Below are 21,982 nucleotides of genomic sequence, written 5' to 3' on the forward strand. Positions count from 1 at the left end.
TCCCGTAAGGGAACACTAAAGGACTCCCGTACCGGGCCCTTCCGTCACAGACCTGGAATCCGGCCGTTGCGGAACAGGTCCACGAAGACCTGGTGGTCCGCACGCGCGCGTGCCCCGTAGGTGTGGGCGAAGTCCACCAGCAGTTCCCCGAAGCCGTCCTCGTCGGCGGCGATCGCCGCGTCGATGGCCCGCTCGGTGGAGAAGGGCACCAGGGACTCGCCGGACTGGTCGTCCGCCGCCGCGTGCATGGCGGCGGTGGCACGGCCCAGGTCGGCGACGACCGAGGCGATCTCCTCCGGGTCGTCGATGTCGCCCCAGTCCAGGTCGACCGCGTACGGCGACACCTCGGCGACCAGCTGGCCCGCGCCGTCCAGCTCGGTCCAGCCCAGCCACGGGTCGGCGTGCGCCTGCAGGGCGCGCTGGGAGATCACCGTGCGGTGGCCCTCGTGCTGGAAGTACTCACGGATCACGGGGTCCGTGATGTGCCGGGAGACGGCCGGGGTCTGGGCCTGCTTGATGTAGATCACGACGTCGTTCTCCAGGGCGTCGCTGTGGCCCTCGAGGAGGATGTTGTACGAGGGCAGTCCGGCCGAGCCGATGCCGATGCCGCGCCGCCCGACGACGTCCTTGACCCGGTAGGAGTCCGGGCGGGCCAGGGACGTCTCCGGCAGCGTCTCCAGGTAGCCGTCGAAGGCCGCGAGCACCTTGTAGCGGGTGGCGGCGTCCAGCTCGATGGAGCCGCCGCCCGGCGCGAAGCGGCGCTCGAAGTCGCGGATCTCGGTCATCGAGTCCAGCAGCCCGAAGCGGGTGAGCGAGCGGGCGTCGCGCAGCGCGTCCAGAAGCGGGCCCTGGGCGGTGTCCAGGGTGAAGGGCGGCACCTCGTCGCTCTTGGCCCCGGTGGCCAGGGCGTGGACGCGCTCACGGTAGGCCGCGGCGTAGATGCGGACCAGCTCGGTGATCTGGTCGTCGCTGAGCGCCTTCGCGTACCCGATCAGCGCCATGGAGGCGGCGAAGCGCTTCAGGTCCCAGGTGAAGGGGCCGACGTACGCCTCGTCGAAGTCGTTCACATTGAAGATCAGGCGGCCCGTGGAGTCCATGTAGGTGCCGAAGTTCTCGGCGTGCAGGTCGCCGTGGATCCACACCCGCGAGGTGCGGTCGTCCAGGTACGGGCCGCCGCGCTTGTCCGCGTCGAGGTCGTGGTAGAAGAGGCACGCCGTGCCCCGGTAGAACGCGAACGCGGAGGCCGCCATCTTGCGGAACTTCACGCGGAACGCGGCCGGGTCGGCGGCGAGCAGCTCGCCGAAGGCGGTGTCGAAGACGGCGAGGATCTCCTCACCGCGTTGCTCGGCGCTGAGCTGCGGAACCGACATCGCTGGGTGCCTCCTGATACGGGTGGTGCGTGACGTCTGGGGGGTGATCTTCGCGGGTGTTCCCTCACGCCAACGTCCGGCGGTGCGGGGGAGTGCCCACGTTTCCTCCGCATGAAGGTACGCGCCGGACGCCTCCGGGTGTCAGTGCCGAGGCATAGACTTCGACGCTGTCCCCCAGACTGTCCGAAGCCGGTGGGGCTGCTGTCGACGTAAGTTCTCCTTGGAGGCCACAACCGTGTCAAAGCCGCCGTTCACGCACCTGCACGTCCACACCCAGTACTCGCTGCTGGACGGTGCCGCGCGGCTGAAGGACATGTTCAACGCGTGCAACGAGATGGGCATGACCCACATCGCCATGTCCGACCACGGCAACCTCCACGGGGCGTACGACTTCTTCCACTCCGCGAAGAAGGCCGGAATCACCCCCATCATCGGCATCGAGGCGTACGTCGCCCCCGAGTCCCGGCGCAACAAGCGCAAGATCCTCTGGGGCCAGCCGCACCAGAAGAGGGACGACATCTCCGGTTCCGGTGGTTACACCCACAAGACGATGTGGGCGGTGAACAGGACCGGCCTGCACAACCTCTTCCGCCTGTCCTCCGACGCGTACGCCGAGGGCTGGCTGCAGAAGTGGCCCCGCATGGACAAGGAGACCATCGCGCAGTGGTCCGAGGGGATCGTCGCCTCCACCGGATGCCCTTCCGGCGAGGTGCAGACCCGGCTGCGCCTCGGCCACTTCGACGAGGCCCTGAAGGCGGCCGCCGAGTACCAGGACATCTTCGGCAAGGACAAGTACTTCCTGGAGCTGATGGACCACGGCATCGAGATCGAGCGCCGGGTCCGTGACGGCCTGCTCGAGATCGGCAGGAAGCTCGGCATCCCGCCGCTGGTCACCAACGACTCGCACTACACGTACGCGCACGAGGCGTCCGCCCACGACGCCCTGCTGTGCATCCAGACCGGCAAGAACCTCTCCGACCCGGACCGCTTCAAGTTCGACGGCACGGGCTACTACCTGAAGTCCACGGAGGAGATGTACGCCATCGACTCCTCGGACGCGTGGCAGGAGGGGTGTGAGAACACCCGGCTGATCGCGGAGATGGTCGACACCGAGGGCATGTTCGTCAAGCGCGACCTCATGCCCAAGTTCGACATCCCCGAGGGGTACACCGAGGTCACCTGGTTCCAGGAGGAGGTCCGCCGCGGCATGGAGCGCCGCTTCCCGGGCGGCATCCCCGAGGACCGCATGAAGCAGGCCGAGTACGAGATGGACGTCATCATCCAGATGGGGTTCCCGGGCTACTTCCTCGTGGTCGCCGACTTCATCATGTGGGCCAAGAAGAACGGCATCGCGGTGGGCCCCGGCCGCGGCTCGGCCGCAGGCTCGATCGTCGCCTACGCCCTCGGCATCACCGACCTGGACCCGATCCCGCACGGCCTGATCTTCGAGCGGTTCCTCAACCCCGAGCGCATCTCGATGCCCGACGTCGACATCGACTTCGACGAGCGCCGGCGCGTCGAGGTGATCCGGTACGTGACGGAGAAGTACGGCGCCGACAAGGTCGCCATGATCGGCACCTACGGCACCATCAAGGCCAAGAACGCGATCAAGGACTCCGCGCGCGTCCTCGGCTACCCGTACGCGATGGGCGACCGCATCACCAAGGCCATGCCCGCCGACGTCCTCGGCAAGGGCATTCCGCTGTCCGGCATCACCGACCCGAGCCACCCCCGCTACTCGGAGGCCGGCGAGGTCCGGTCGATGTACGAGAACGAGCCGGACGTGAAGAAGGTCATCGACACCGCACGCGGCGTGGAGGGCCTGGTGCGGCAGATGGGCGTGCACGCGGCCGGCGTGATCATGTCCAGCGAGACCATCACCGAGCACGTCCCGGTCTGGGTGAGGCACACCGACGGTGTGACCATCACCCAGTGGGACTATCCGAGCTGTGAGTCGCTCGGCCTGCTGAAGATGGACTTCCTGGGCCTGCGCAACCTCACGATCATGGACGACGCCGTCAAGATGGTGAAGGCGAACAAGGGGATCGACATCGATCTCCTGAGCCTCCCGCTCGACGACCCCAAGACCTTCGAGCTGCTCCAGCGCGGCGACACCCTCGGCGTCTTCCAGTTCGACGGCGGCCCCATGCGCTCGCTGCTGCGGCTGATGAAGCCCGACAACTTCGAAGACATCTCCGCCGTGTCGGCTCTGTACCGGCCGGGCCCGATGGGCATGAACTCCCACACGAACTACGCCCTGCGCAAGAACGGGCAGCAGGAGATCACGCCGATCCACCCCGAGCTGGAGGAGCCGCTCAAGGAGGTCCTGGACGTCACCTACGGCCTGATCGTCTACCAGGAGCAGGTGCAGAAGGCCGCCCAGATCATCGCCGGCTACTCGCTCGGCGAGGCCGACATCCTCCGCCGCGTGATGGGCAAGAAGAAACCGGAGGAGCTGGAGAAGAACTTCGCCATCTTCCAGTCGGGCGCACGTAAGAACGGCTACAGCGACGAGGCGATCCAGGCGCTGTGGGACGTGCTGGTCCCGTTCGCCGGCTACGCGTTCAACAAGGCCCACTCGGCCGCGTACGGCCTGGTCTCGTACTGGACCGCGTATCTGAAGGCGAACCACCCCGCCGAGTACATGGCCGCGCTCCTCACCTCGGTGAAGGACGACAAGGACAAGTCGGCCGTCTATCTGAACGAGTGCCGTCGCATGGGCATCCGGGTGCTGCCGCCGAACGTCAACGAGTCCGAGTCGAACTTCGCCGCGCAGGGCGACGACGTGATCCTCTTCGGCCTCTCCGCCGTGCGCAACGTCGGTTCGAACGTCGTCGAATCGATCATCCGCTGCCGCAAGGCCAAGGGGAAGTACGCGTCCTTCCCGGACTACCTGGACAAGGTCGAGGCGGTCGTCTGCAACAAGCGGACGACGGAATCGCTCATCAAGGCCGGTGCCTTCGACTCCCTCGGCCACACCCGCAAGGGCCTGATGGCGCAGTACGAACCGATGATCGACAACGTGGTCGCGGTCAAGCGCAAGGAGGCCGAGGGGCAGTTCGACCTCTTCGGCGGCATGGAGGAGGAGAGCAGCGAGCCCGGCTTCGGCCTCGACGTCACCTTCACCGACGAGGAGTGGGACAAGACCTACCTGCTCGCGCAGGAGCGGGAGATGCTCGGTCTGTACGTCTCCGACCACCCGCTCTTCGGCCTGGAGCACGTGCTGTCCGACAAGGCCGACGCGGGCATCGCCCAGCTCACCGGCGGCGAGCACGCGGACGGCGCGGTCGTCACCATCGGCGGCATCATCTCCGGCCTGCAGCGCAAGATGACCAAGCAGGGCAATGCGTGGGCGATCGCCACGGTCGAGGACCTCGCGGGCTCCATCGAGTGCATGTTCTTCCCGGCGACCTACCAGCTGGTGTCCACCCAACTCGTCGAGGACGCCGTGGTGTTCGTCAAGGGCCGCCTCGACAAGCGGGAGGACGTGCCCCGGCTGGTCGCGATGGAACTGATGGTTCCGGACCTGTCCAACGCGGGCACCAACGCCCCCGTGGTGCTCACCATCCCGGCCGTGAAGGTCACCCCGCCGATGGTGAGCCGCCTCGGCGAGATCCTCAGCCAGCACAAGGGCGACAGCGAGGTGCGGATCAAGCTCCAGGGACCGCGCAAGACGACGGTCCTGCGCCTGGACCGCCATCGGGTCAAGCCGGACCCCGCCCTCTACGGCGACCTGAAGGTCCTTCTCGGCCCGTCCTGCCTGGCGGGCTGATCACCCGGAGAGGCTCAGCAGACAAGGGGCGCACCCGAGAACGGGTGCGCCCCTTTTTCTGCGTCGGCCCTCGCGCGCGGGCCTCGGCATCAGCCCTCGTGCAGGCGTCAGTTGTGGCCGAAGCTCTTCTGCTTCTTACGGGTAACATCCGCCGGGCTGCCCGGGGCCTGCGCCATCGGAGACGTGTGCGCCTCCGCCGCGGGCCGCTGGGAGTGCTCCTGCGCCTGCTCGGCCTTCGGGGAACGGTTCTGCGGGGCGGCCTGCTTGCGGTTCTTGTTCTTGGCCATGGTGATGCCTCCTGTGGGGACTAGGGGCCAGGGCCGGGACCAGATTCACATAGCCTGACATCAACCGCATGTCGGACAATTACCCTGCGTGACACAGTCCTTCGCGACCCAGTCCCCGGATACGCCACGCCGAAGATCGAGTTCCGGCCGTTAACCTCTCCGCCGTCGGGCAGACTCGAAGCAAGCCCGAAGCAAACCTCCCGGAAAGAGGGTGGATCGCGTGGACCGCTGCATCGTCCTGGTGGACGCCGGGTATCTGCTCGGGGCTGCCGCCAGCCTCCTCGCCGGGGAACCCTCGCGGTCCCGGATCACCGTCGACCACGCCGCCCTCATCCAGGGACTGCGGGAGCGCGCCGAGGCCGACACCGGGCGGCCACTGCTGCGCATCTACTGGTTCGACGGCGCTCCGGACCGGGTACCGCAGCCGGAGCACCGCCGGCTGCGCGTGATGCCCCGGGTGACCGTGCGCCTCGGCGCGCTGACCCGCAGCGACGGGCGGTGGGCGCAGAAGGGCGTCGACGCCGCGATGCACGCCGAGCTGACCGAGCTGGCCCGCAACCGCGCGTGCTCGGACGTCGTGCTCGTCACGGGCGACGGGGACCTGCTGCCGGGCATGATGGCCGCCAAGGAGCACGGGGTAGCCGTGCACCTGTGGGCCGTGCAGGCCGCGGACGGCGACTACAACCAGTCCGAGGACCTGGTCGCCGAGGCCGACGAGCGACGCGTGCTCGACCGGGCGTGGATCACCCAGGCCGTGCGGCCCAAGGAGCCGGGTGGGGTGTGCGCGCCGCCGCCCGCGCCCCGTCCGGAGATCGCCGCGATCCTGTCCGCGCCGCTGCCCGAGTCGGCGCTCACGGCCGCCACGGAGCGGCCCGCCGCCGAACCGGAACACGGCCCGGCGGCCGCGTCCCAGAACGGCGCCCAGGAACGGGTGCCGGTCACCAAGGGCGTACCGACCCCGAAGGACCTCGCGGCGCTGCGGGCGCCGCAGACCGCGCAGCAGCCCGCCGGTGCGACGCTGCGCTGGTCGTCCGACAAGGGCTGGGTGGACCGGCCCGTCGCGGCCGAGTCGCCGGAGGCCGCCTCGCTGCCGACGCTGGCGCAGCTGACGACCGCGGAGCAGCGGTGGGCCGACCGGGAGGAGGACATCACCACGGTCGGCGGCGACCCCTACGAGGTGGGGCAGGTCTTCGCCCGGCGGTGGATCTCCCGCCTCGCCGACCCCTCCCACCTGCAGAAGCTGTCGACCATGTATCCGCGGGTGCCGCACCGCATCGACGGTGAGCTGCTGCGGTACGCGGCCCGCTTCGGCCTGCTCGCCCACAAGGACGACCAGATCGACGAACACGACCGGTACGCGATCCGCGCGGGCTTCTGGCGGGAGATCGACCAGCGCACGGCGGCGGAGGCGCCCGCCGGCGAATGACACACCGCTTCGGACCGCGGTCTCGGCGGGACCCGGGAACCGCTCGGCGGGCGGTACCCCTTACCCTCGTCCTTTGTGAGCAAGCGCAGCGCAACGGCACCACGGCACAGTGACGACGTCGTGTGCGCCGTGCGCGGGCTGACCAAGACCTATCCGGCGGTGCGGGGGCGGCGCGGCGCGCCCGGGACGCCCGAGGTGCGGGCCACCGACGACGTACGGCTGGACATCCGGCGCGGCGAGATCTTCGGACTGCTCGGACCGAACGGCGCCGGCAAGTCCACCCTCGTACGCCAGTTGACCGGACTGATGCGGCCCGACAACGGCAGCGTGGAGATCCTCGGGCACGACATCGTGCGCCACCCCGAGCGGGCCGCCCGCATCCTCGCCTACCTCGGCCAGGAGTCCACCGCCCTCGACGAGCTGACCGTCTCGCTGGCCGCCGAGACCACCGGACGGCTGCGCGGGCTCGACCTGCGGCACGCCCGCGAGGAGCGGGACGCCGTGCTCGACGAACTCGGGCTCGCACCGATCGCCTCCAGGCCGCTGAAGAAGCTCTCCGGCGGCCAGCGCCGGCTCGCCTGCTTCGCCGCCGCGCTGGTGGGGGAGCGACCACTGCTGGTGCTCGACGAGCCGACCACCGGCATGGACCCGGTCGCCCGCCGCGCCGTGTGGGCCGCCGTGGACCGGCGGCGGGCCGAGCGCGGGACGACCGTCCTGCTGGTCACCCACAACGTCATCGAGGCGGAGACCGTCCTCGACCGGGTCGCCGTCCTCGACCGGGGCCGGATCATCGCCTGCGACACCCCGGCCGGGCTCAAGGAGCGCGTCGCCGGGGAGGTCCGCGTCGAGCTCGTGTGGCGGGAGCGGGCGCCCCTGGAGGTGCCCGAGGTGGCCGCGCTGCGCACCCGCGCCGTGGAGTCGGGGCGTCGCTGGTCCCTGCGGATGGCCCCCGAGGAGGCGCGCGCGGCCGTCGCCACCGTCACCGGGGGCGCCGCCTTCGCCGCCCTCGACGACTTCACACTGGCCACGCCCAGCCTGGAGGACGTCTACCTGACGCTCGGCGGCAGCGGTCAGGGGCTGGTGAAGGCATGAGCGCGATGGCCGTCGTGTCCGTATGGAGCTCCGGGGGAAGCTCCACGGGAACCTTGGGGAAAACGAAGAGGAGCAGCGCGAGGTGAGTGTCGTACCCGCCGGGGTTCTGCCCGGCGCCCGGGCGACGGACGACGGTGCCGTGGACGGCGCCGCTGCCCTCGGGCCGCGGGCGCGGCTGTTGCCGTCGATGGCCGCCGTGTACCGGGCTCAGCTGTCCAGGGCGCGGGTCGCCCGGATCCCGCTGCTGTTCGTTGCGACGTTCCAGTCGATCGGCATCATGATCATGATGCGCGGGGTGGTGAGCGGCGGCGGGAGCGACGCGTGGTCCGTGGTCGCCGGATCGTCCGTGCTCGTGGTCGCGTACGTCGGTCTGAACCTGCTCGCCCAGTACTTCGGCCAGCTGCGCGGCAGCGGCGGGCTCGACCACTACGCGACGCTGCCGGTGCCGGCCGCGGCGGTGGTGCTGGGCGCCGCGGCGGCCTATGCCTCCTTCACCGTGCCCGGGACGCTGGTGACCGCCGTTTTCGGGTGCGTGCTGTTCGGACTGCCGCTCGCTCACCTGTGGATTCTCGCAGCGGTGATCCCGTTGGCCGGCGCCGCGCTGTCCGGGCTCGGCGCCGCGCTGGGCCTGCTCGCGCCGCGGCCCGAACTGGCCACCCTCCTTGGACAGTTGGGCATGTCGGCGGCGCTGTTGCTGGGCGTGCTGCCGGCGCACCGGATGCCGGAGGCCATCCAGGTCGCGCGTGACCTGCTGCCGTCGACGTACGGGGTGGAGGCGTTTGCGCGGACCTTCGGCGGGCATCCGGACTGGGCGTTCGTCCTCGGCGACCTGGGCGTGTGCGCCGCCGTCGGGGTGGCCTCGCTGGCCATGGCGACCTGGGCATACCGCCGGGCGGCCGTCCGGTGACGCGGCTGACAGACACGCCTGGCAGGATGTGAAGGTGACCGCTCCGTTGACTCCGCCTCCGCCGCCGCATGAACAGTCCCCGCACTCTTCGCACGAGGCGTGGCACGCCGTGTCCGAGCCTGTGGGGATCGGGCCGGCACCGCACGGTGCCACGGCCGTTCACGGGGCGGACGGGCCCGGTATGAGGACCGAGGTGCGCGAGGCGGTCGTGATCACGGTGGGCGTCGCGCTCGCCGGGGCGCTGCTCGGGGTGCTGTGGTGGTGGCTGGCGCCGCATGTGCCGCTGGTGGGGGACAAGGTCGACAACAACTGGGTCGTCTATCTGAAGGACACCGAGGGGGAACAGGCGATCGGGGTGGACGGGACGTTCACGCTGCTCGCGGCCGGCTTCGGAGTGCTCAGTGCGCTGGTCGTCTTCCTGGTGCGCAAGCGGGGCGGGGTACCGCTGGTGGTGGCGCTCTGTATGGGCGGACTGCTGGGCTCGCTGCTCGCGTGGCGGTTGGGGGTCTGGCTGGGCCCCCCGCACAACGTCATCGCGCACGCCAAGGCCGTGGGCAAGGGAGTGACGTTCTCCGCCCCGCTGAAACTCGGGGCCAAGGGGGCGCTGCTGGCGTGGTCGGTGGCGGCACTGGTGGTGCACCTGGGGCTGACGGCACTGTTCGCGCCGCGGGATCCGGATCCGTACGGGGCGGCTGCGCCGCAGGCGTAGCCCGGCGCTCAAGGCGCTCGTGCGCCGGACGGGCTCAAGAAGCTCGTCCGGCGCTGTTGTGACGGGTGGTGGTCACGCCGGCCGGTGGCCGTGGTTGGCGTGGCCCTTCTTCATGCGCCATTTGCGCTTGCGTGTCCTCTTCGACATGTTTCCGTACTAGCCGAGGACGGGCCGTGCGTCGAGTGGTCAGGCACGGGCGATCGGTGCCAGCGTCGCTTCCGTGAGCTTGGCCAGGTCCTCGGGGGACAGCTCCACCTCCAGGCCCCGGCGGCCGGCGGACACGCAGATCGTGGTGTGCGAGGACGCCGACTCGTCCAGCACCGTGCGGAGCTTCCTGCGCTGGCCGAGGGGCGAGATGCCGCCGCGTACGTAGCCCGTCGTACGCTCCGCGAGCACCGGGTCCGCCATCGCCGCCCGCTTGCCGCCCACCGCCGTGGCCAGCGCCTTCAGGTCCAGCGAACCCGCCACCGGGACCACCCCGACCACGAGCGCCCCGTCCACGTCGGCCACCAGCGTCTTGAACACCCGGTCGGGGGAGACGCCCATCGCCTCGGCCGCCTCCTCGCCATAGGACGGGTGGGACGGGTCGTGGTCGTAGGCGTGGACCGTGAACTCCACTCCGGCCGCCGTCAGGGCCACCGTCGCCGGGGTCCCGCCCGGCTGCTGCTTCTTCGATTTCTTCGCCATCCGGCCGTTCCCGTTCCGTCCCGTTCCTCAAAAGCGGTCGCGCGTCAGTTCAGGCTCGTCGGCGTCCGTGTCAGCTCGGTCGCCGGCAACGACGGCAGGTTACGGATGATGGCCGTCTCCGAGCGAAGCAGTTTCAGCTCGTCGCGCAGGCGGGAGGCGGTGTCGGGCGCCTGCAGCAGCCGCTGCTTCGTGGGCGTGTCCAACATCACCGCGGCCGCCACCAGGTACGACACCACGGCCGGTTCGTCCGGCAGGTCGGCACCCGCCGCCAGGGACCTCTCCCGCGCGCCCGCCAGCCGCTTCTGGTACTGCCGGAACGCCCGCAGCACCCCCTCGGCCAGCGCGCCCGCCTCGTCGCCCTGTTCCTCCGGCAGCTCCTCCAGTTCGGCCGTCAGATACGGGCCGGAGGTGTCCACCGAGAGCACACGGACGCGGGTCGTGCCCGTCGCCAGCACCTCGAACGAGCCGTCGGCCCGCTCCCGGATCGTCGCCGCGTCCGCGATGCAGCCCACCGCGTGGAACGCCTTGGCCGGGTCGGACCCGAAGCCGGCCGCGGGCCCGCGCTCGGGCAGCGCCGTGGGATCCGGCATGCCCGGCGCGCTCGGCGCCATCTCGTGGCCGTCGCGGATGGCGACGACGGCGAACCGGCGCGGTTCGTCCTCGGGGATCTTCAACAGGTCGCGCATCAGGGCGCGATAGCGCTCCTCGAAGATGTTCAGCGGGAGCACGAGCCCCGGGAACAGCACCGAGTTCAGCGGGAAGAGCGGGAGCCGGACGGTGGTCACGACCCGAAAGCCTAATGGTCGCAGCGGGGCCTGTGGCCGGTGTGGTCGTTCAGGTGCCCGATCAGTTGCCTGCCGGGGGGAGGGATGAGCGGCAGAAGCCGCTCGGGCGTGTGCGGCGGAACCGGCGACGCAACCGCATGTCGTACCGCCTCCCGCACCTCCAGGAACCGGCCCAGCGGGTCGTCGCAGATCCGGTCCCAGGGGAAGGACGTGGCGTACGGGCCGATCATGCGCGACTGCGTGAGCGCGTCCTGCCAGCGTTCCAGCCGGACCAGGACGAAGACGAGGAGATTGCGGATCTCCGCGGGCCACGGGTCGGCGGCCGCGAACCGCGACGACAGCGCGATCGCCCGGTCGGCCGCCGCGTCCAGCCGTCCCCGGGTCACGACCACTCCGTCGCCCTCCGTCAGGTACTTGAACGCGGCTCGCACGGGCAGCGCCTGCACCAGGGAGTCCGGCGGGGCGTCCTGCGCCGCGGTCTCGGCGAAGTCGAAGCACTCCCAGTGCGAGTCGCCGGGCCTGTGCGGAGTCCTTCCCCACTGGGCGCTGCACGCGGCCGACAGGTACTGCAGGGCGGCGACGTGGCAGCCGTAGTGGTGCGGGGCGCGGCGTACGGCCTCGGCCCACAGCCGCTCGTACTCGGTGTGGCCGGCGTGCGCTCCGCGCGCGTGGTCGAGCGCCACCCGCCACGGCACGGGGTCCCGAGGATCGCCCCCGGTCGCCGCGGTGACCAAGGGGCCTACCTTGCGCAGGAGTTCGACGCGGGCCGGCGACTCCCAGCAGCGGGCCACCGCGAGTTGGGCGCTGACCAAAGTGGCGTCCGGATCCTGCGGGGCGGCGTCGAGCCAGTCGGTGAGCCATTCGTCGCGCGAGCGGGCGAAGGCGCCGAGTCGTGTCACGTACCGGTCGCGGTCCTCCCACTCGGCGGCCTGACGTGTGGCGGCGAGCAGTTCGGCCGCCGGACCGTACTCACCGCGGCCCGCCGCGACCAGGGCGGGCGCCAGGCGGTCGTCGGGCGCGTCGAGAAGCACCTCGTCGTCGGCGGGCAACCCGTCGGCGAGGCGGGCGGAGGTGCGAACCACCCGTGGGGCACGGATGAAGGGGCGGAGCATTGCCATGGTGTCGACCATTGAAAAGCCGCAGGTCGGGGGCGCGCCAGCACGAATGCGTAACCCGTGTTTGGTTGTACGGGCGAAGTTCAAGAACAAGTAAAAAGTAACCGTTTGGTCGCTGATGGACCTCTATGCGCAGGCCACATCCGTCACCCAGGATCAACTGCGTCGCAGCAGCCTCGTCGCTCCCGCCGCGACCGTCGTGGCCAATATCCAGCCGAGCAGGATCACCGCCGTCGACAGCCACTGCCAGGCCCCGTTCAGCCGCCACTGGCCCGCCTGGCCCAGATCGATGACCGGCAGCAGCAGGTCCAGGGCGAACAGGGAGGGGTTCCACGCCGGATGCCCGTCCTTGTTGACCGGCGGATGGCTCGCGTGCGAGAACGCGATCGACGCCGCCGCCCACAGCACCGCCATCCACACGGCGGCGCGGCCGGGCCGGTACCCGTAGGCGACCGTCCAGTCCTGTACGTACCCCCACAGCTTGGCCGCGAGCGGCAGTGTCTCGCGGCGGCGCCGCTGCTTGGCGAGCAGGACCTCGCGCGCGTCCTCGTCCTCGCCGGAGTTGCGCAGCACGGCCGCGAGCCGTTCGTACGGCTCCGGGTTGTACTCGGCGGTCGCCGCCGCCACCCACTCCAGACGCCGGGCGAGCGGGAAGGCGTCCTGCGGCACGAGGTTCTCGTAGGCGAAACCGCCCATGTGGAGATCGCCGAGACCGGGCCAGCTCGTCCACCGGTCCACCAGGTTCACGATGCGGGCGCCCGAGAGGATCACCTTGCCCCGCTCGGGCCGGTCGCCCAGGAAGCGCAGCTCGGGCGTCTGGACCCGGCGCAGCGACAGCTCCTGGTCGTCGTCGAGGACGAAGTGGGCCCGGTCCAGGTCGACCGCGTCCCCGAACCGCCCGTCGTCCAGCCGGACCCCGCCCCGGCACTCGAAGCGCTGCACCCGGGTGCCGCGCGCCGGGGTGGTGCCACTGCTCTGCAGCGGATTGCCGACGCCCGCCGGAGTCAGGTACAGGGTGCGCTCGACCGTCAGCTGCGGGGCGTTCAGGGCCAGCCGGGTGTACGGGCTGGTCAGCCGGGCGCCGCGCAGGCTCAGCGACACGCCGACCTTGGCGCTGCGCAGGCTCAGCTCCCCGTACGACTCCAGCATCTCGGCCTGCAGGTCCTGACCGACGGTCAGCCCGTCCGCGGTGATGGAACGGCCGCGCCGGTCCCGATGGACGACGGCCTGGTTGAGCATCAGGTCGGTGCCGATGTGCGCGTCCGTGAGCCGCACCCCGCCCTGGAACCGGCAGCGCGCCAGATGCAGGTCGCCCTCCGTGTGCACGCGCGCCGCCTCCAGACGCGGCACCGAGCAGTCCACGAGCCGCACGGTCGTGAAACGGGCCTCCGGCAGCAGGACCTCCTTCTCGAACCGGCAGCCGTTCAGCTCGATGTACGGCACGACCGTGCCGCCTGCGAGATCCAGGGTGTCCGTGATCCGGATGCCGGTCAGCTTCAGCGACGAGACCCGTCCTGCGAGCGCGGGCGGGCCGTCGAGGAGCAGCCAGGCCACGATCCGGGCCCGCACGCTGCGCTCGGGCCCCCAGGGCCGGGCGCCGTGCGGATCGTCCACGGCGGGGTCCCCGTCGCGCAGGTCGTACTCGCTGCCGTTGCGGAAGGCCTGCCACATTCCGGCCTCCGTGGCGGTCAGTCCGTCCGGGAGTTCCTCGACACGGATGTCGGCACCCTCGGTCACGGCTCTTCCTTCCTCCCCAGCTACTCGCGGGTTTCGTACGACCGTTCATGCCCGCTGTGTGACGACCCGAACGCCGAAGGTGAAGGGGATCTTCCGCCCACTGCCGCCACCCATCGAATCCGGCCACCCCGCCCGACAGCCCTCACCGAGCGCCCCGGCCCGGCTGCGACACGCCGTGTCGTCCACCGATCCGTCCCCGGCCGCCTCCGGCCGACCGGCCCGCCACCGAGCCGTCCGCCCGCCCACGCTCTGTATCAGCCATTGATACGGCCGTCCGGCCCGTCGGGGCCGTCTGCGAGAATTGGGGCTGTGATCTCCCGAATCGATCTGCGCGGCGACGCCCTCCCGGAGGGTCCCGCCCTGCGCGACCTGCTGCCCCGAGCCGACTTCGACGTATCGGCCGCACTGGAGAAGGTGCGTCCGATCTGCGAAGCCGTGCATCATCGTGGCGACGCGGCGCTGATCGACTTCGCCGAGAAGTTCGACGGAGTGCGCCTCACCTCGGTCCGGGTCCCGGCCCAGGCCCTGAAGGAAGCGCTGGAGCAGCTCGACCCGGCCGTGCGCGCGGCCTTGGAGGAGTCCATCCGCCGCGCCCGTCTCGTCCACCGCGAGCAGCGCCGCAGCACGCACACGACGCAGGTGGTGCCCGGCGGCACGGTGACCGAGAAGTGGGTGCCGGTGGACCGCGTGGGTCTGTACGCGCCCGGCGGCCGGTCCGTCTACCCGTCGTCCGTGATCATGAACGTGGTCCCGGCCCAGGAGGCCGGTGTCGGGTCGATCGCCCTCGCCTCCCCGGCCCAGGCCGACTTCGGTGGCCTGCCGCACCCGACGATCCTCGCCGCCTGCGCCCTGCTGGGCGTCGACGAGGTGTACGCGGCCGGCGGCGCCACCGCCGTCGCGATGTTCGCGTACGGCACCGAGTCCTGCCCGCCCGCGAACATGGTCACCGGCCCCGGCAACATCTGGGTCGCCGCCGCCAAGCGCTACTTCACCGGCAGGATCGGCATCGACACCGAGGCCGGCCCCACCGAGATCGCGATCCTCGCGGACTCCACCGCCGACCCGGTGCACGTGGCCTCCGACCTGATCAGCCAGGCCGAGCACGACCCGCTGGCGGCCGCCGTCCTCGTCACCGACTCCGTCGAACTCGCGGACGCCGTGGAGAAGGAGCTCGAGCCGCAGGTCGCCGCGACCAGGCACATCGAGGACCGGATCCGCCCGGCGCTGGCCGGCAAGCAGTCCGCCATCGTGCTGGTCGACGGAATCGACGAGGGCCTGCGGGTCGTCGACGCGTACGGCGCCGAGCACCTGGAGATCCAGACCGCCGACGCCGCCGCGGTCGCGGACCGCGTCAGGAACGCGGGCGCGATCTTCGTCGGTCCCTGGGCGCCGGTCTCCCTCGGCGACTACGCGGCAGGCTCCAACCATGTGCTGCCGACAGGGGGCTGCGCCTGCCACTCCTCCGGCCTGTCCGTCCAGTCCTTCCTGCGCGGCATCCACATCGTCGACTACACGCGGGACGCGCTGGCCGAGGTCGCGCACCACGTGGTGACGCTGGCTGACGCCGAGGACCTGCCCGCGCACGGCGCGGCGATCAAGGCAAGGTTCGGTTGGAAGGTGCCTGAGAGCAAGTGAGCTTCGGAATCGACGATCTTCCCGTCCGGGACGAGCTGCGCGGCAAGACCCCCTACGGCGCCCCCCAGCTCGACGTGCCCGTACGGCTGAACACGAACGAGAACCCGTACCCGCTGCCCGAGCCGCTGGTCGAACGGATCACCGAGCGTGTACGCGAGGCCGCCCGCGGCCTGAACCGCTACCCGGACCGGGACGCGGTCGAACTGCGCACGAAGCTGGCCGAGTACCTGACGAAGACCGGCAAGTACCACGTCGGCCTCGAGAACGTGTGGGCGGCCAACGGCTCCAACGAGGTCATCCAGCAACTGCTGCAGACCTTCGGCGGCCCCGGCCGCACCGCGATCGGCTTCGAGCCGTCGTACTCGATGCACGCGCTCATCGCGCGCGGCACGGGCACCGGCTGGATCTCGGGCCCGCGCAACGCGGACTTCACGATCGACCTCGCCGCCGCCGAGAAGGCGATCGCCGACCACCGGCCGGACGTCGTCTTCATCACCACCCCCAACAACCCCACCGGCAACGCGGTCCCGCCGGAGACGGTCTTCGCCCTTTACCAGGCCGCGCAGGCGGCCAAGCCCTCCATGGTGATCGTCGACGAGGCGTACATCGAGTTCAGCCACGGCTCCTCGCTGCTGCCGCTCCTCGAAGGTCGGCCGAATCTCGTCGTCTCGCGCACCATGTCGAAGGCGTTCGGCGCCGCCGGCCTGCGCCTTGGCTACCTCGCCGCGCACCCGGCCGTCGTGGACGCCGTCCAGCTCGTCCGGCTGCCGTACCACCTGTCGGCGATCACGCAGGCGACCGCCCTGGCCGCCCTGGAGCACACCGACACGCTGCTGAAGTACGTCGAGCAGCTGAAGTCGGAGCGGGACCGGTTGGTCGCCGAGCTGCGCGCGATCGGCTACGACGTCACCGAGTCCGACGCCAACTTCGTGCAGTTCGGGCGGTTCCCCGATGCGCACGAGGCATGGCGGAAGATCCTGGAGAGGGGCGTCCTGGTCCGGGACAACGGCGTACCGGGGTGGCTGAGGGTCACCGCCGGGACCCCGGAGGAGAACGACGCGTTCCTCGACGCGGTCGGCGAGTTGCAGTGTCTTGTGGGGGACACCCCCACGCCCCCGAAGGAGTACAGCGCATGAGCCGCGTAGGGCGCGTGGAGCGCACCACCAAGGAGACCTCGGTCCTCGTCGAGATCGACCTCGACGGCACCGGCAAGACCGACATCGCCACCGGCGTCGGCTTCTACGACCACATGCTCGACCAGCTCGGCCGGCACGGTCTGTTCGACCTGACCGTGAAGACCGACGGCGATCTGCACATCGACTCGCACCACACCATCGAGGACACCGCCCTCGCGCTCGGCACCGCCTTCAAGCAGGCGCTCGGCGACAAGGTGGGGATCTACCGCTTCGGCAACTGCACGGTCCCGCTCGACGAGTCCCTCGCCCAGGTCACCGTGGACCTGTCCGGCCGCCCGTACCTGGTGCACACCGAGCCCGAGAACATGGCGCCGATGATCGGCGAGTACGACACCACGATGACCCGGCACATCCTGGAGTCATTCGTCGCCCAGGCCCAGATAGCGCTGCACGTGCACGTGCCCTACGGGCGCAACGCCCACCACATCGTGGAGTGCCAGTTCAAGGCGCTGGCCCGGGCCCTGCGCTACGCCAGCGAGCGCGACCCGCGCGCGGCCGGCATCCTCCCGTCCACGAAGGGCGCGCTGTAAGCCATGAACGGCACCTCGACCATACTGATCGTCGTCGGCCTGTTCCTCGTCGGCGGGATCATCTCCTTCGTCAAGCAGAAGATGCCCAGGAGCCTGATCGTGCTGCTGTCGATCGGCGCGGCACTGTGTCTCGTCGCGGGCGTCATGCGTCTGGAGGTGTGGAATTGAGCACCCCGAGCACTCCCCGGAACACGTCGAAGACGTCGAACACGTCGAAGAAGGTCGTCGTCTTCGACTACGGCTTCGGCAACGTCCGCTCCGCCGAGCGCGCCCTCGCCCGCACGGGCGCCGACGTGGAGATCACCCGCGACTTCGACCGCGCCATGAACGCCGACGGCCTGCTGGTGCCGGGCGTCGGCGCCTTCGCCGCCTGCATGCAGGGCCTGAAGGAGGCGCGCGGTGACTGGATCATCGACCGGCGGCTGGCCGGCGGACGCCCCGTGATGGGCATCTGCGTCGGCATGCAGATCCTTTTCGGCCTCGGCATCGAGCACGGCGTCGAGACCGAGGGCCTCGCCGAGTGGCCCGGACGGGTCGAGCAGCTCCAGGCGGACGTCGTGCCGCACATGGGCTGGAACACCGTCGAGGCACCGGCCGACTCCGAGCTGTTCGCCGGGCTGGACGCGGACGCGCGCTTCTACTTCGTGCACTCCTACGCCGTCCACGACTGGCAGCTTCAGACGCACAACCCGGCGATGAGCGCCCCCAAGGTGACCTGGTCGACGCACGGCAAGCTGTTCGTGGCGGCCGTGGAGAACGGCTCCCTGTGGGCCACGCAGTTCCACCCCGAGAAGTCCGGCGACGCCGGCGCGCAGCTGCTCACCAACTGGATCGGAACCCTGTAGAGACATGGCCAAGCTCGAACTCCTCCCCGCCGTCGACGTCCGCGACGGCCAGGCCGTCCGCCTCGTGCACGGCGAGTCCGGCACGGAGACCTCCTACGGCTCCCCGCTGGAGGCCGCCCTCGCCTGGCAGCGGGCGGGCGCCGAGTGGCTGCACCTGGTCGACCTGGACGCCGCGTTCGGCACCGGCGACAACCGCGCGCTGATCGCCGAGGTGACCAAGGCGATGGACATCAAGGTGGAGCTGTCCGGAGGCATCCGCGACGACGACACCCTGGCCGCCGCCCTGGCCACCGGCTGCACGCGCGTCAACCTCGGCACGGCCGCCCTGGAGACCCCCGAGTGGGTCGCCAAGGTCATCGCCGAGCACGGCGACAAGATCGCGGTGGGCCTGGACGTCCGCGGCACCACGCTGCGCGGCCGCGGCTGGACCCGCGACGGCGGCGACCTCTACGAGACGCTGGAGCGCCTCAACAAGGAGGGCTGCGCGCGGTACGTCGTCACCGACATCGCCAAGGACGGCACGCTGCAGGGCCCGAACCTCCAGCTGCTGCGCAACGTCTGCGCGGCGACGGACCGCCCCGTGGTCGCCTCCGGCGGTGTGTCGTCGCTGGACGACCTGCGGGCGATCGCCGAGCTGGTCCCTGCGGGGGTTGAGGGCGCGATCGTCGGGAAGGCCCTGTACGCGAAGGCGTTCACCCTGGAAGAGGCCTTGGAGGCTGTGTCGTCATGACGTCGGAAGCCGTACGGCGCGTGCAGAGCGGAAGTCCTTGGGAAGAGACCTTCGGTTTCGCGCGCGCCATCGCGGCCGGCGACCGCGTCCTGGTGGGCGGCACGACGTCCTTCAAGGGCAGCGTCCTGTACGGGGAGGGCGACCCGTACGAGCAGGCGAAGGTGGCGTTCACCAGCGCGCTGGAGGCGATCGCCGAGTTCGGGCTGGGCCCGGAGTCGGTGATCAGGACCCGGATGTTCCTGACCCATCCCCGGGACGTCGACGAGGTGGGCCGCGCCCACAAGGAGCTGTTCGACCGGGTGCGCCCGGTGGCGACCCTGCTGGTGGTGGAGGGCTTCGTCGACCCGCGCATCCTGGTCGAAGTGGAACTGGAAGCTTTCAGAGGCTAGAAGCAGCAAGAGGAGCCGTGGATTCATGACCCTGGCGGTCCGAGTCATCCCCTGCCTGGACGTGGACAACGGCCGGGTCGTCAAGGGCGTCAACTTCCAGAACCTGCGCGACGCGGGCGACCCCGTCGAGATGGCGAAGGTGTACGACGCCGAGGGCGCCGACGAGCTGACGTTCCTGGACATCACCGCCTCCTCGGGCAACCGGGAGACGACGTACGACGTCGTGCGCCGCACCGCCGAGCAGGTGTTCATTCCGCTGACGGTCGGCGGCGGCGTCCGTACCGCCGAGGACGTGGACAGGCTGCTGCGTGCGGGCGCCGACAAGGTGGGCGTCAACACGGCCGCGATCGCCCGCCCGGATCTGATCCGGGAGATCGCGGAACGCTTCGGCCGCCAGGTCCTGGTGCTCTCGGTGGACGCGCGCCGCACCCCTTCCCGCGATGGCTCGTCCGGCTCCTTCGAGGTGACGACCCACGGCGGCCGCCGTGGCACCGGCATCGACGCGATCGAGTGGGCGCACCGAGCGGCGGAGCTGGGCGCCGGGGAGATCCTGCTCAACTCGATGGACGCGGACGGCACGAAGGACGGCTACGACCTGGAGATGATCGCGGCCGTACGCAAGCACGTCACGGTCCCGGTGATCGCCTCGGGCGGCGCGGGCGCACTGGCCCACTTCCCCCCGGCGATCGCGGCGGGCGCGGACGCGGTGCTGGCGGCGTCGGTGTTCCACTTCGGCGACCTCCGGATCGGCGAGGTCAAGCAGACGCTGCGGGAGGCGGGGCATCCGGTGCGGTGATGCTGCGCTGCGCTTGAGCCCCGGTCGCCGTAGTCGGCCGGGGCTCTTTCACGGCCAGATGCGAAGGGAAAATTGCGCAAAATCTATTGTGCAAATTTCCTTTCTTGTCTACGGTGACGGACATGGCAGGCAAGGAAGACCGCCGGATCAACGACGTGGGCACGCTGAAGGCGCTTGCGCACCCTCTACGGATGAAGCTCTTTCGGGCGCTGTACCTCGAGCGCGTGGCCACCGCCTCACGGCTCGCCGAGCTGGTCGACGAGGCCGTGTCCCTGGTCAGCTACCACCTGCGCAAGCTCGCCGAGCACGGGCTGATCGAAGAGGCCGAGCCGCAGAGCGAGGACGGACGCGAACGTTGGTGGCAGCCCGCGTCGGACGGCGTCAGCATCCACGAAGAGGACTTCGGGGACGCTCCGGAGAAGGTGGCCGCGCACACCGCGGCCTCGCGGCTCTTCTACCGGCAGCGCGGCGAGCTCTACCTCCGTCACCTCGACGAACGACCCCACTGGGGTCCCGAGTGGAACAGCGCCGTCATCGACTCCGAGTACTTGCCGCGCATGACGGCCACCGAACTCGCTGGCCTGTCCCGCGAGCTGGACGCCCTGATCAGGAAGCACACCGAGCAGGCGCGCGCCCGCGCGGCCGCCGGCGAGACCGAAGGGCGCGAGAACGTCGCGTTGCACGTGTACGGATTCCCCTTCCGTCCCTGAGAGGCCACCGCCTTGACCACCGTGCCCGCGATACCCACCGCCCGGCACACCACCGAGCGTCCCGCCCATCGCGACGGCAACGTTCTGCGCTGGCTCGCCGCCTATGCCTCGTCGATGGTCGGCGACAACGTCTACTACCTCGCCCTGTCGTGGGCGGCTGTCCGTGCCGGAACCCCCGCACAGGCGGGGTGGGTGATGGCCCTGAGCGCCGTCCCCCGGGCGCTCCTCATGCTGGGCGGGGGAGTCCTGGCGGACCGGTTCGGGCCGCGTCGGGTCGTCATGGGAAGTGACGCGGTTCGGTGCACGGCTGTCCTCACGGTGGCCGTGCTGCTGTTCACGGCCGCCCCGGGGCTGTGGCTCCTGGCGCTCCTCGCCCTCGTCTTCGGCACCGTCGACGCGGTGTTCATGCCGGCGGTGGGGGCCTTGCCGGCCCGGGTCGTACGGCGGGACCAGCTTGCCCGGGTCCATGGCCTGCGCGGCCTGGTGAACCGCCTCGCCAATGTGCTCGGCGGCCCGCTCGGCGGCCTCGGCGTGGCCCTCGGCGGGGCCGCCGCAGCGTTCGGCCTGGCAGGGTTCCTCATCGCCGTCTCGGTGCCACTGCTGTTCACCGTCCGGATCGGTGAGCTGCCGCCCGATGAGGAAGGCGCGCAGCGCACCGCATGGGGTGACCTGCGCGACGGACTGCGCCACATACGGCGGCACCGCGTCCTGAGCCCGCTGATCGTTGTGATCGCACTCAGCGACTTGGGCTTCGTCGGACCGCTCAACGTCGGACTGATGCTCCTGGCCGACCGACGCGGCTGGGGCGCCTCCGGTATGGGCTGGGTGCTCGCCGGGTTCGGCATCGGCGCCGGGACGGCGTCACTGCTGTTGGCGGTGCGGGGTCGGCTTCCGCGCGCCGGCCTCGTGCTGTCGGCCACCATCGCCGCGGGCTCCGGCGCGATCGCCGCGTTCGCGTACGTGCCGTCGGTCGTCGCCGCGGTGGGCGTCGCCCTGGCGGTCGGGCTGCTCGCCGGGCTGAGTGGTGCCCTGTGCGGGGCGTTGCTCCAGACCCAGGCGGAGCCGGGCTACCTCGGCCGCGTCACCGCCGTCTCCAGTCTGGTCAGCCTCGGCATCGCTCCGCTGACCATGCCGCTGGTCGGAGCCGCGATCGGGCAGTGGGGCACCGGCCCGGTGTTCGTGGCAAGCGCCGCCGTCTGCGGACTCGGCGGGATCCACGGCCTCCGCTCCGGCCCTCTCCGCCACGCCGAGCTGCCCCACTGAG

General features: G+C 70.7%; 22 protein-coding genes. 15 read left to right on the plus strand and 7 right to left on the minus strand.

The features are described 5' to 3' along the window. Positions 1-44: 44 nt before the first annotated feature. Positions 45-1,370: a DUF2252 domain-containing protein gene (locus tag ACZ7L1_RS03465; protein WP_471433803.1), complete on the minus strand. Its 1,326-nt coding sequence runs from the start codon at positions 1,368-1,370 to the stop codon at positions 45-47. 235 nt (positions 1,371-1,605) lie between these two features. Here ACZ7L1_RS03465 and dnaE point away from each other — a divergent pair, with 235 nt between their 5' ends. Continuing rightward, positions 1,606-5,142, plus strand: a complete 3,537-nt coding sequence (dnaE, locus tag ACZ7L1_RS03470) for a DNA polymerase III subunit alpha (protein ID WP_471433805.1) — start codon at positions 1,606-1,608, stop codon at positions 5,140-5,142. A 107-nt stretch (positions 5,143-5,249) separates the two neighbouring features. Here dnaE and ACZ7L1_RS03475 read toward each other — a convergent pair whose 3' ends face one another. After that, the gene (locus tag ACZ7L1_RS03475) at positions 5,250-5,429 is read right to left on the minus strand and encodes a hypothetical protein (RefSeq protein WP_471433806.1); all 180 of its coding nucleotides are present in this window, start codon (positions 5,427-5,429) and stop codon (positions 5,250-5,252) included. 220 nt (positions 5,430-5,649) lie between these two features. On the opposite strand from ACZ7L1_RS03475, the gene ACZ7L1_RS03480 reads away from it, so the two are divergent. From ACZ7L1_RS03480 to ACZ7L1_RS03495, 4 genes are all read left to right on the plus strand, one after another. Further along, on the plus strand, positions 5,650-6,855 hold the full coding sequence (locus ACZ7L1_RS03480) for an NYN domain-containing protein (RefSeq protein WP_471433807.1): 1,206 nt from the start codon (positions 5,650-5,652) through the stop codon (positions 6,853-6,855). Between the two features lie 120 nt (positions 6,856-6,975). Next, complete coding sequence (locus ACZ7L1_RS03485) at positions 6,976-7,947, plus strand: ABC transporter ATP-binding protein (RefSeq protein WP_471434220.1); 972 nt, start codon at positions 6,976-6,978, stop codon at positions 7,945-7,947. 82 nt (positions 7,948-8,029) lie between these two features. Then, positions 8,030-8,854 carry an ABC transporter permease gene (locus ACZ7L1_RS03490; RefSeq protein WP_471433809.1) on the plus strand — a complete coding sequence of 275 codons (825 nt, stop codon included), beginning with the start codon at positions 8,030-8,032 and terminating at the stop codon, positions 8,852-8,854. Positions 8,855-8,888: 34 nt separating this feature from the next. Further along, positions 8,889-9,563 carry an AAA family ATPase gene (locus ACZ7L1_RS03495; RefSeq protein WP_471433810.1) on the plus strand — a complete coding sequence of 225 codons (675 nt, stop codon included), beginning with the start codon at positions 8,889-8,891 and terminating at the stop codon, positions 9,561-9,563. A gap of 72 nt (positions 9,564-9,635) precedes the next feature. Here the strand turns inward: ACZ7L1_RS03495 and ACZ7L1_RS03500 are convergent, their stop codons facing one another. The 5 genes from ACZ7L1_RS03500 to ACZ7L1_RS03520 form a co-directional block, all read right to left on the minus strand. Continuing rightward, entirely contained in the window at positions 9,636-9,710 is a 75-nt protein-coding gene (locus ACZ7L1_RS03500; protein ID WP_465269763.1) for a hypothetical protein, read from the minus strand. A 39-nt stretch (positions 9,711-9,749) separates the two neighbouring features. Continuing rightward, complete coding sequence (gene ybaK, locus ACZ7L1_RS03505) at positions 9,750-10,250, minus strand: Cys-tRNA(Pro) deacylase (protein WP_471433811.1); 501 nt, start codon at positions 10,248-10,250, stop codon at positions 9,750-9,752. Positions 10,251-10,294: 44 nt separating this feature from the next. Next, positions 10,295-11,035 carry an LON peptidase substrate-binding domain-containing protein gene (locus tag ACZ7L1_RS03510; RefSeq protein WP_471433813.1) on the minus strand — a complete coding sequence of 247 codons (741 nt, stop codon included), beginning with the start codon at positions 11,033-11,035 and terminating at the stop codon, positions 10,295-10,297. A gap of 11 nt (positions 11,036-11,046) precedes the next feature. Then, a complete protein-coding gene (locus ACZ7L1_RS03515) occupies positions 11,047-12,153 on the minus strand; it encodes a hypothetical protein (protein WP_471433815.1) in 1,107 nt (368 codons plus the stop codon). Between the two features lie 153 nt (positions 12,154-12,306). Continuing rightward, on the minus strand, positions 12,307-13,887 hold the full coding sequence (locus ACZ7L1_RS03520) for an oxidoreductase (protein ID WP_471433817.1): 1,581 nt from the start codon (positions 13,885-13,887) through the stop codon (positions 12,307-12,309). A gap of 309 nt (positions 13,888-14,196) precedes the next feature. On the opposite strand from ACZ7L1_RS03520, the gene hisD reads away from it, so the two are divergent. From hisD to ACZ7L1_RS03570, 10 genes are all read left to right on the plus strand, one after another. After that, the gene (gene hisD / locus ACZ7L1_RS03525; protein WP_471433819.1) at positions 14,197-15,522 is read left to right on the plus strand and encodes a histidinol dehydrogenase; all 1,326 of its coding nucleotides are present in this window, start codon (positions 14,197-14,199) and stop codon (positions 15,520-15,522) included. After that, a complete protein-coding gene (locus ACZ7L1_RS03530; RefSeq protein ID WP_471433820.1) occupies positions 15,519-16,658 on the plus strand; it encodes a histidinol-phosphate transaminase in 1,140 nt (379 codons plus the stop codon). Before hisD ends, ACZ7L1_RS03530 begins: the two co-directional genes overlap by 4 nt. Continuing rightward, on the plus strand, positions 16,655-17,248 hold the full coding sequence (gene hisB, locus ACZ7L1_RS03535) for an imidazoleglycerol-phosphate dehydratase HisB (protein ID WP_471433822.1): 594 nt from the start codon (positions 16,655-16,657) through the stop codon (positions 17,246-17,248). Before ACZ7L1_RS03530 ends, hisB begins: the two co-directional genes overlap by 4 nt. Positions 17,249-17,251: 3 nt before the next feature. Continuing rightward, positions 17,252-17,416 carry a hypothetical protein gene (locus tag ACZ7L1_RS03540; RefSeq protein WP_471433823.1) on the plus strand — a complete coding sequence of 55 codons (165 nt, stop codon included), beginning with the start codon at positions 17,252-17,254 and terminating at the stop codon, positions 17,414-17,416. Further along, a complete protein-coding gene (hisH, locus tag ACZ7L1_RS03545) occupies positions 17,413-18,093 on the plus strand; it encodes an imidazole glycerol phosphate synthase subunit HisH (RefSeq protein ID WP_471433825.1) in 681 nt (226 codons plus the stop codon). The genes ACZ7L1_RS03540 and hisH overlap by 4 nt, the downstream gene beginning before the upstream one ends. A gap of 4 nt (positions 18,094-18,097) precedes the next feature. Continuing rightward, positions 18,098-18,823 (plus strand): bifunctional 1-(5-phosphoribosyl)-5-((5-phosphoribosylamino)methylideneamino)imidazole-4-carboxamide isomerase/phosphoribosylanthranilate isomerase PriA, encoded by a 726-nt coding sequence (gene priA / locus ACZ7L1_RS03550; protein ID WP_471433827.1) that lies wholly within the window; start codon positions 18,098-18,100, stop codon positions 18,821-18,823. Beyond that, positions 18,820-19,212 (plus strand): RidA family protein, encoded by a 393-nt coding sequence (locus ACZ7L1_RS03555; protein ID WP_471433829.1) that lies wholly within the window; start codon positions 18,820-18,822, stop codon positions 19,210-19,212. Before priA ends, ACZ7L1_RS03555 begins: the two co-directional genes overlap by 4 nt. A 25-nt stretch (positions 19,213-19,237) precedes the next feature. Beyond that, positions 19,238-20,008: an imidazole glycerol phosphate synthase subunit HisF gene (gene hisF, locus ACZ7L1_RS03560; RefSeq protein WP_471433830.1), complete on the plus strand. Its 771-nt coding sequence runs from the start codon at positions 19,238-19,240 to the stop codon at positions 20,006-20,008. Positions 20,009-20,130: 122 nt separating this feature from the next. Further along, entirely contained in the window at positions 20,131-20,718 is a 588-nt protein-coding gene (locus ACZ7L1_RS03565) for an ArsR/SmtB family transcription factor (protein ID WP_471433832.1), read from the plus strand. Positions 20,719-20,730: 12 nt separating this feature from the next. After that, positions 20,731-21,981: an MFS transporter gene (locus ACZ7L1_RS03570; RefSeq protein ID WP_471433834.1), complete on the plus strand. Its 1,251-nt coding sequence runs from the start codon at positions 20,731-20,733 to the stop codon at positions 21,979-21,981. The last annotated feature ends 1 nt before the right edge of the window (position 21,982 follow it).

The organism is Streptomyces sp. NPDC107546, assembly GCF_055639175.1.

Bases quoted from the DNA above. Each gene is read 5' to 3' on its own strand.
- hisB (WP_471433822.1), top strand. From the start codon at position 16,655: ATGAGCCGCGTAGGGCGCGTGGAGCGCACCACCAAGGAGACCTCGGTC.
- ACZ7L1_RS03540 (WP_471433823.1), top strand. From the start codon at position 17,252: ATGAACGGCACCTCGACCATACTGATCGTCGTCGGCCTGTTCCTCGTC.
- ACZ7L1_RS03565 (WP_471433832.1), top strand. From the start codon at position 20,131: ATGGCAGGCAAGGAAGACCGCCGGATCAACGACGTGGGCACGCTGAAG.
- ACZ7L1_RS03555 (WP_471433829.1), top strand. From the start codon at position 18,820: ATGACGTCGGAAGCCGTACGGCGCGTGCAGAGCGGAAGTCCTTGGGAA.
- priA (WP_471433827.1), top strand. From the start codon at position 18,098: ATGGCCAAGCTCGAACTCCTCCCCGCCGTCGACGTCCGCGACGGCCAG.
- ACZ7L1_RS03515 (WP_471433815.1), bottom strand. From the start codon at position 12,153: ATGGCAATGCTCCGCCCCTTCATCCGTGCCCCACGGGTGGTTCGCACC.
- hisF (WP_471433830.1), top strand. From the start codon at position 19,238: ATGACCCTGGCGGTCCGAGTCATCCCCTGCCTGGACGTGGACAACGGC.
- ACZ7L1_RS03475 (WP_471433806.1), bottom strand. From the start codon at position 5,429: ATGGCCAAGAACAAGAACCGCAAGCAGGCCGCCCCGCAGAACCGTTCC.
- ybaK (WP_471433811.1), bottom strand. From the start codon at position 10,250: ATGGCGAAGAAATCGAAGAAGCAGCAGCCGGGCGGGACCCCGGCGACG.
- ACZ7L1_RS03465 (WP_471433803.1), bottom strand. From the start codon at position 1,370: ATGTCGGTTCCGCAGCTCAGCGCCGAGCAACGCGGTGAGGAGATCCTC.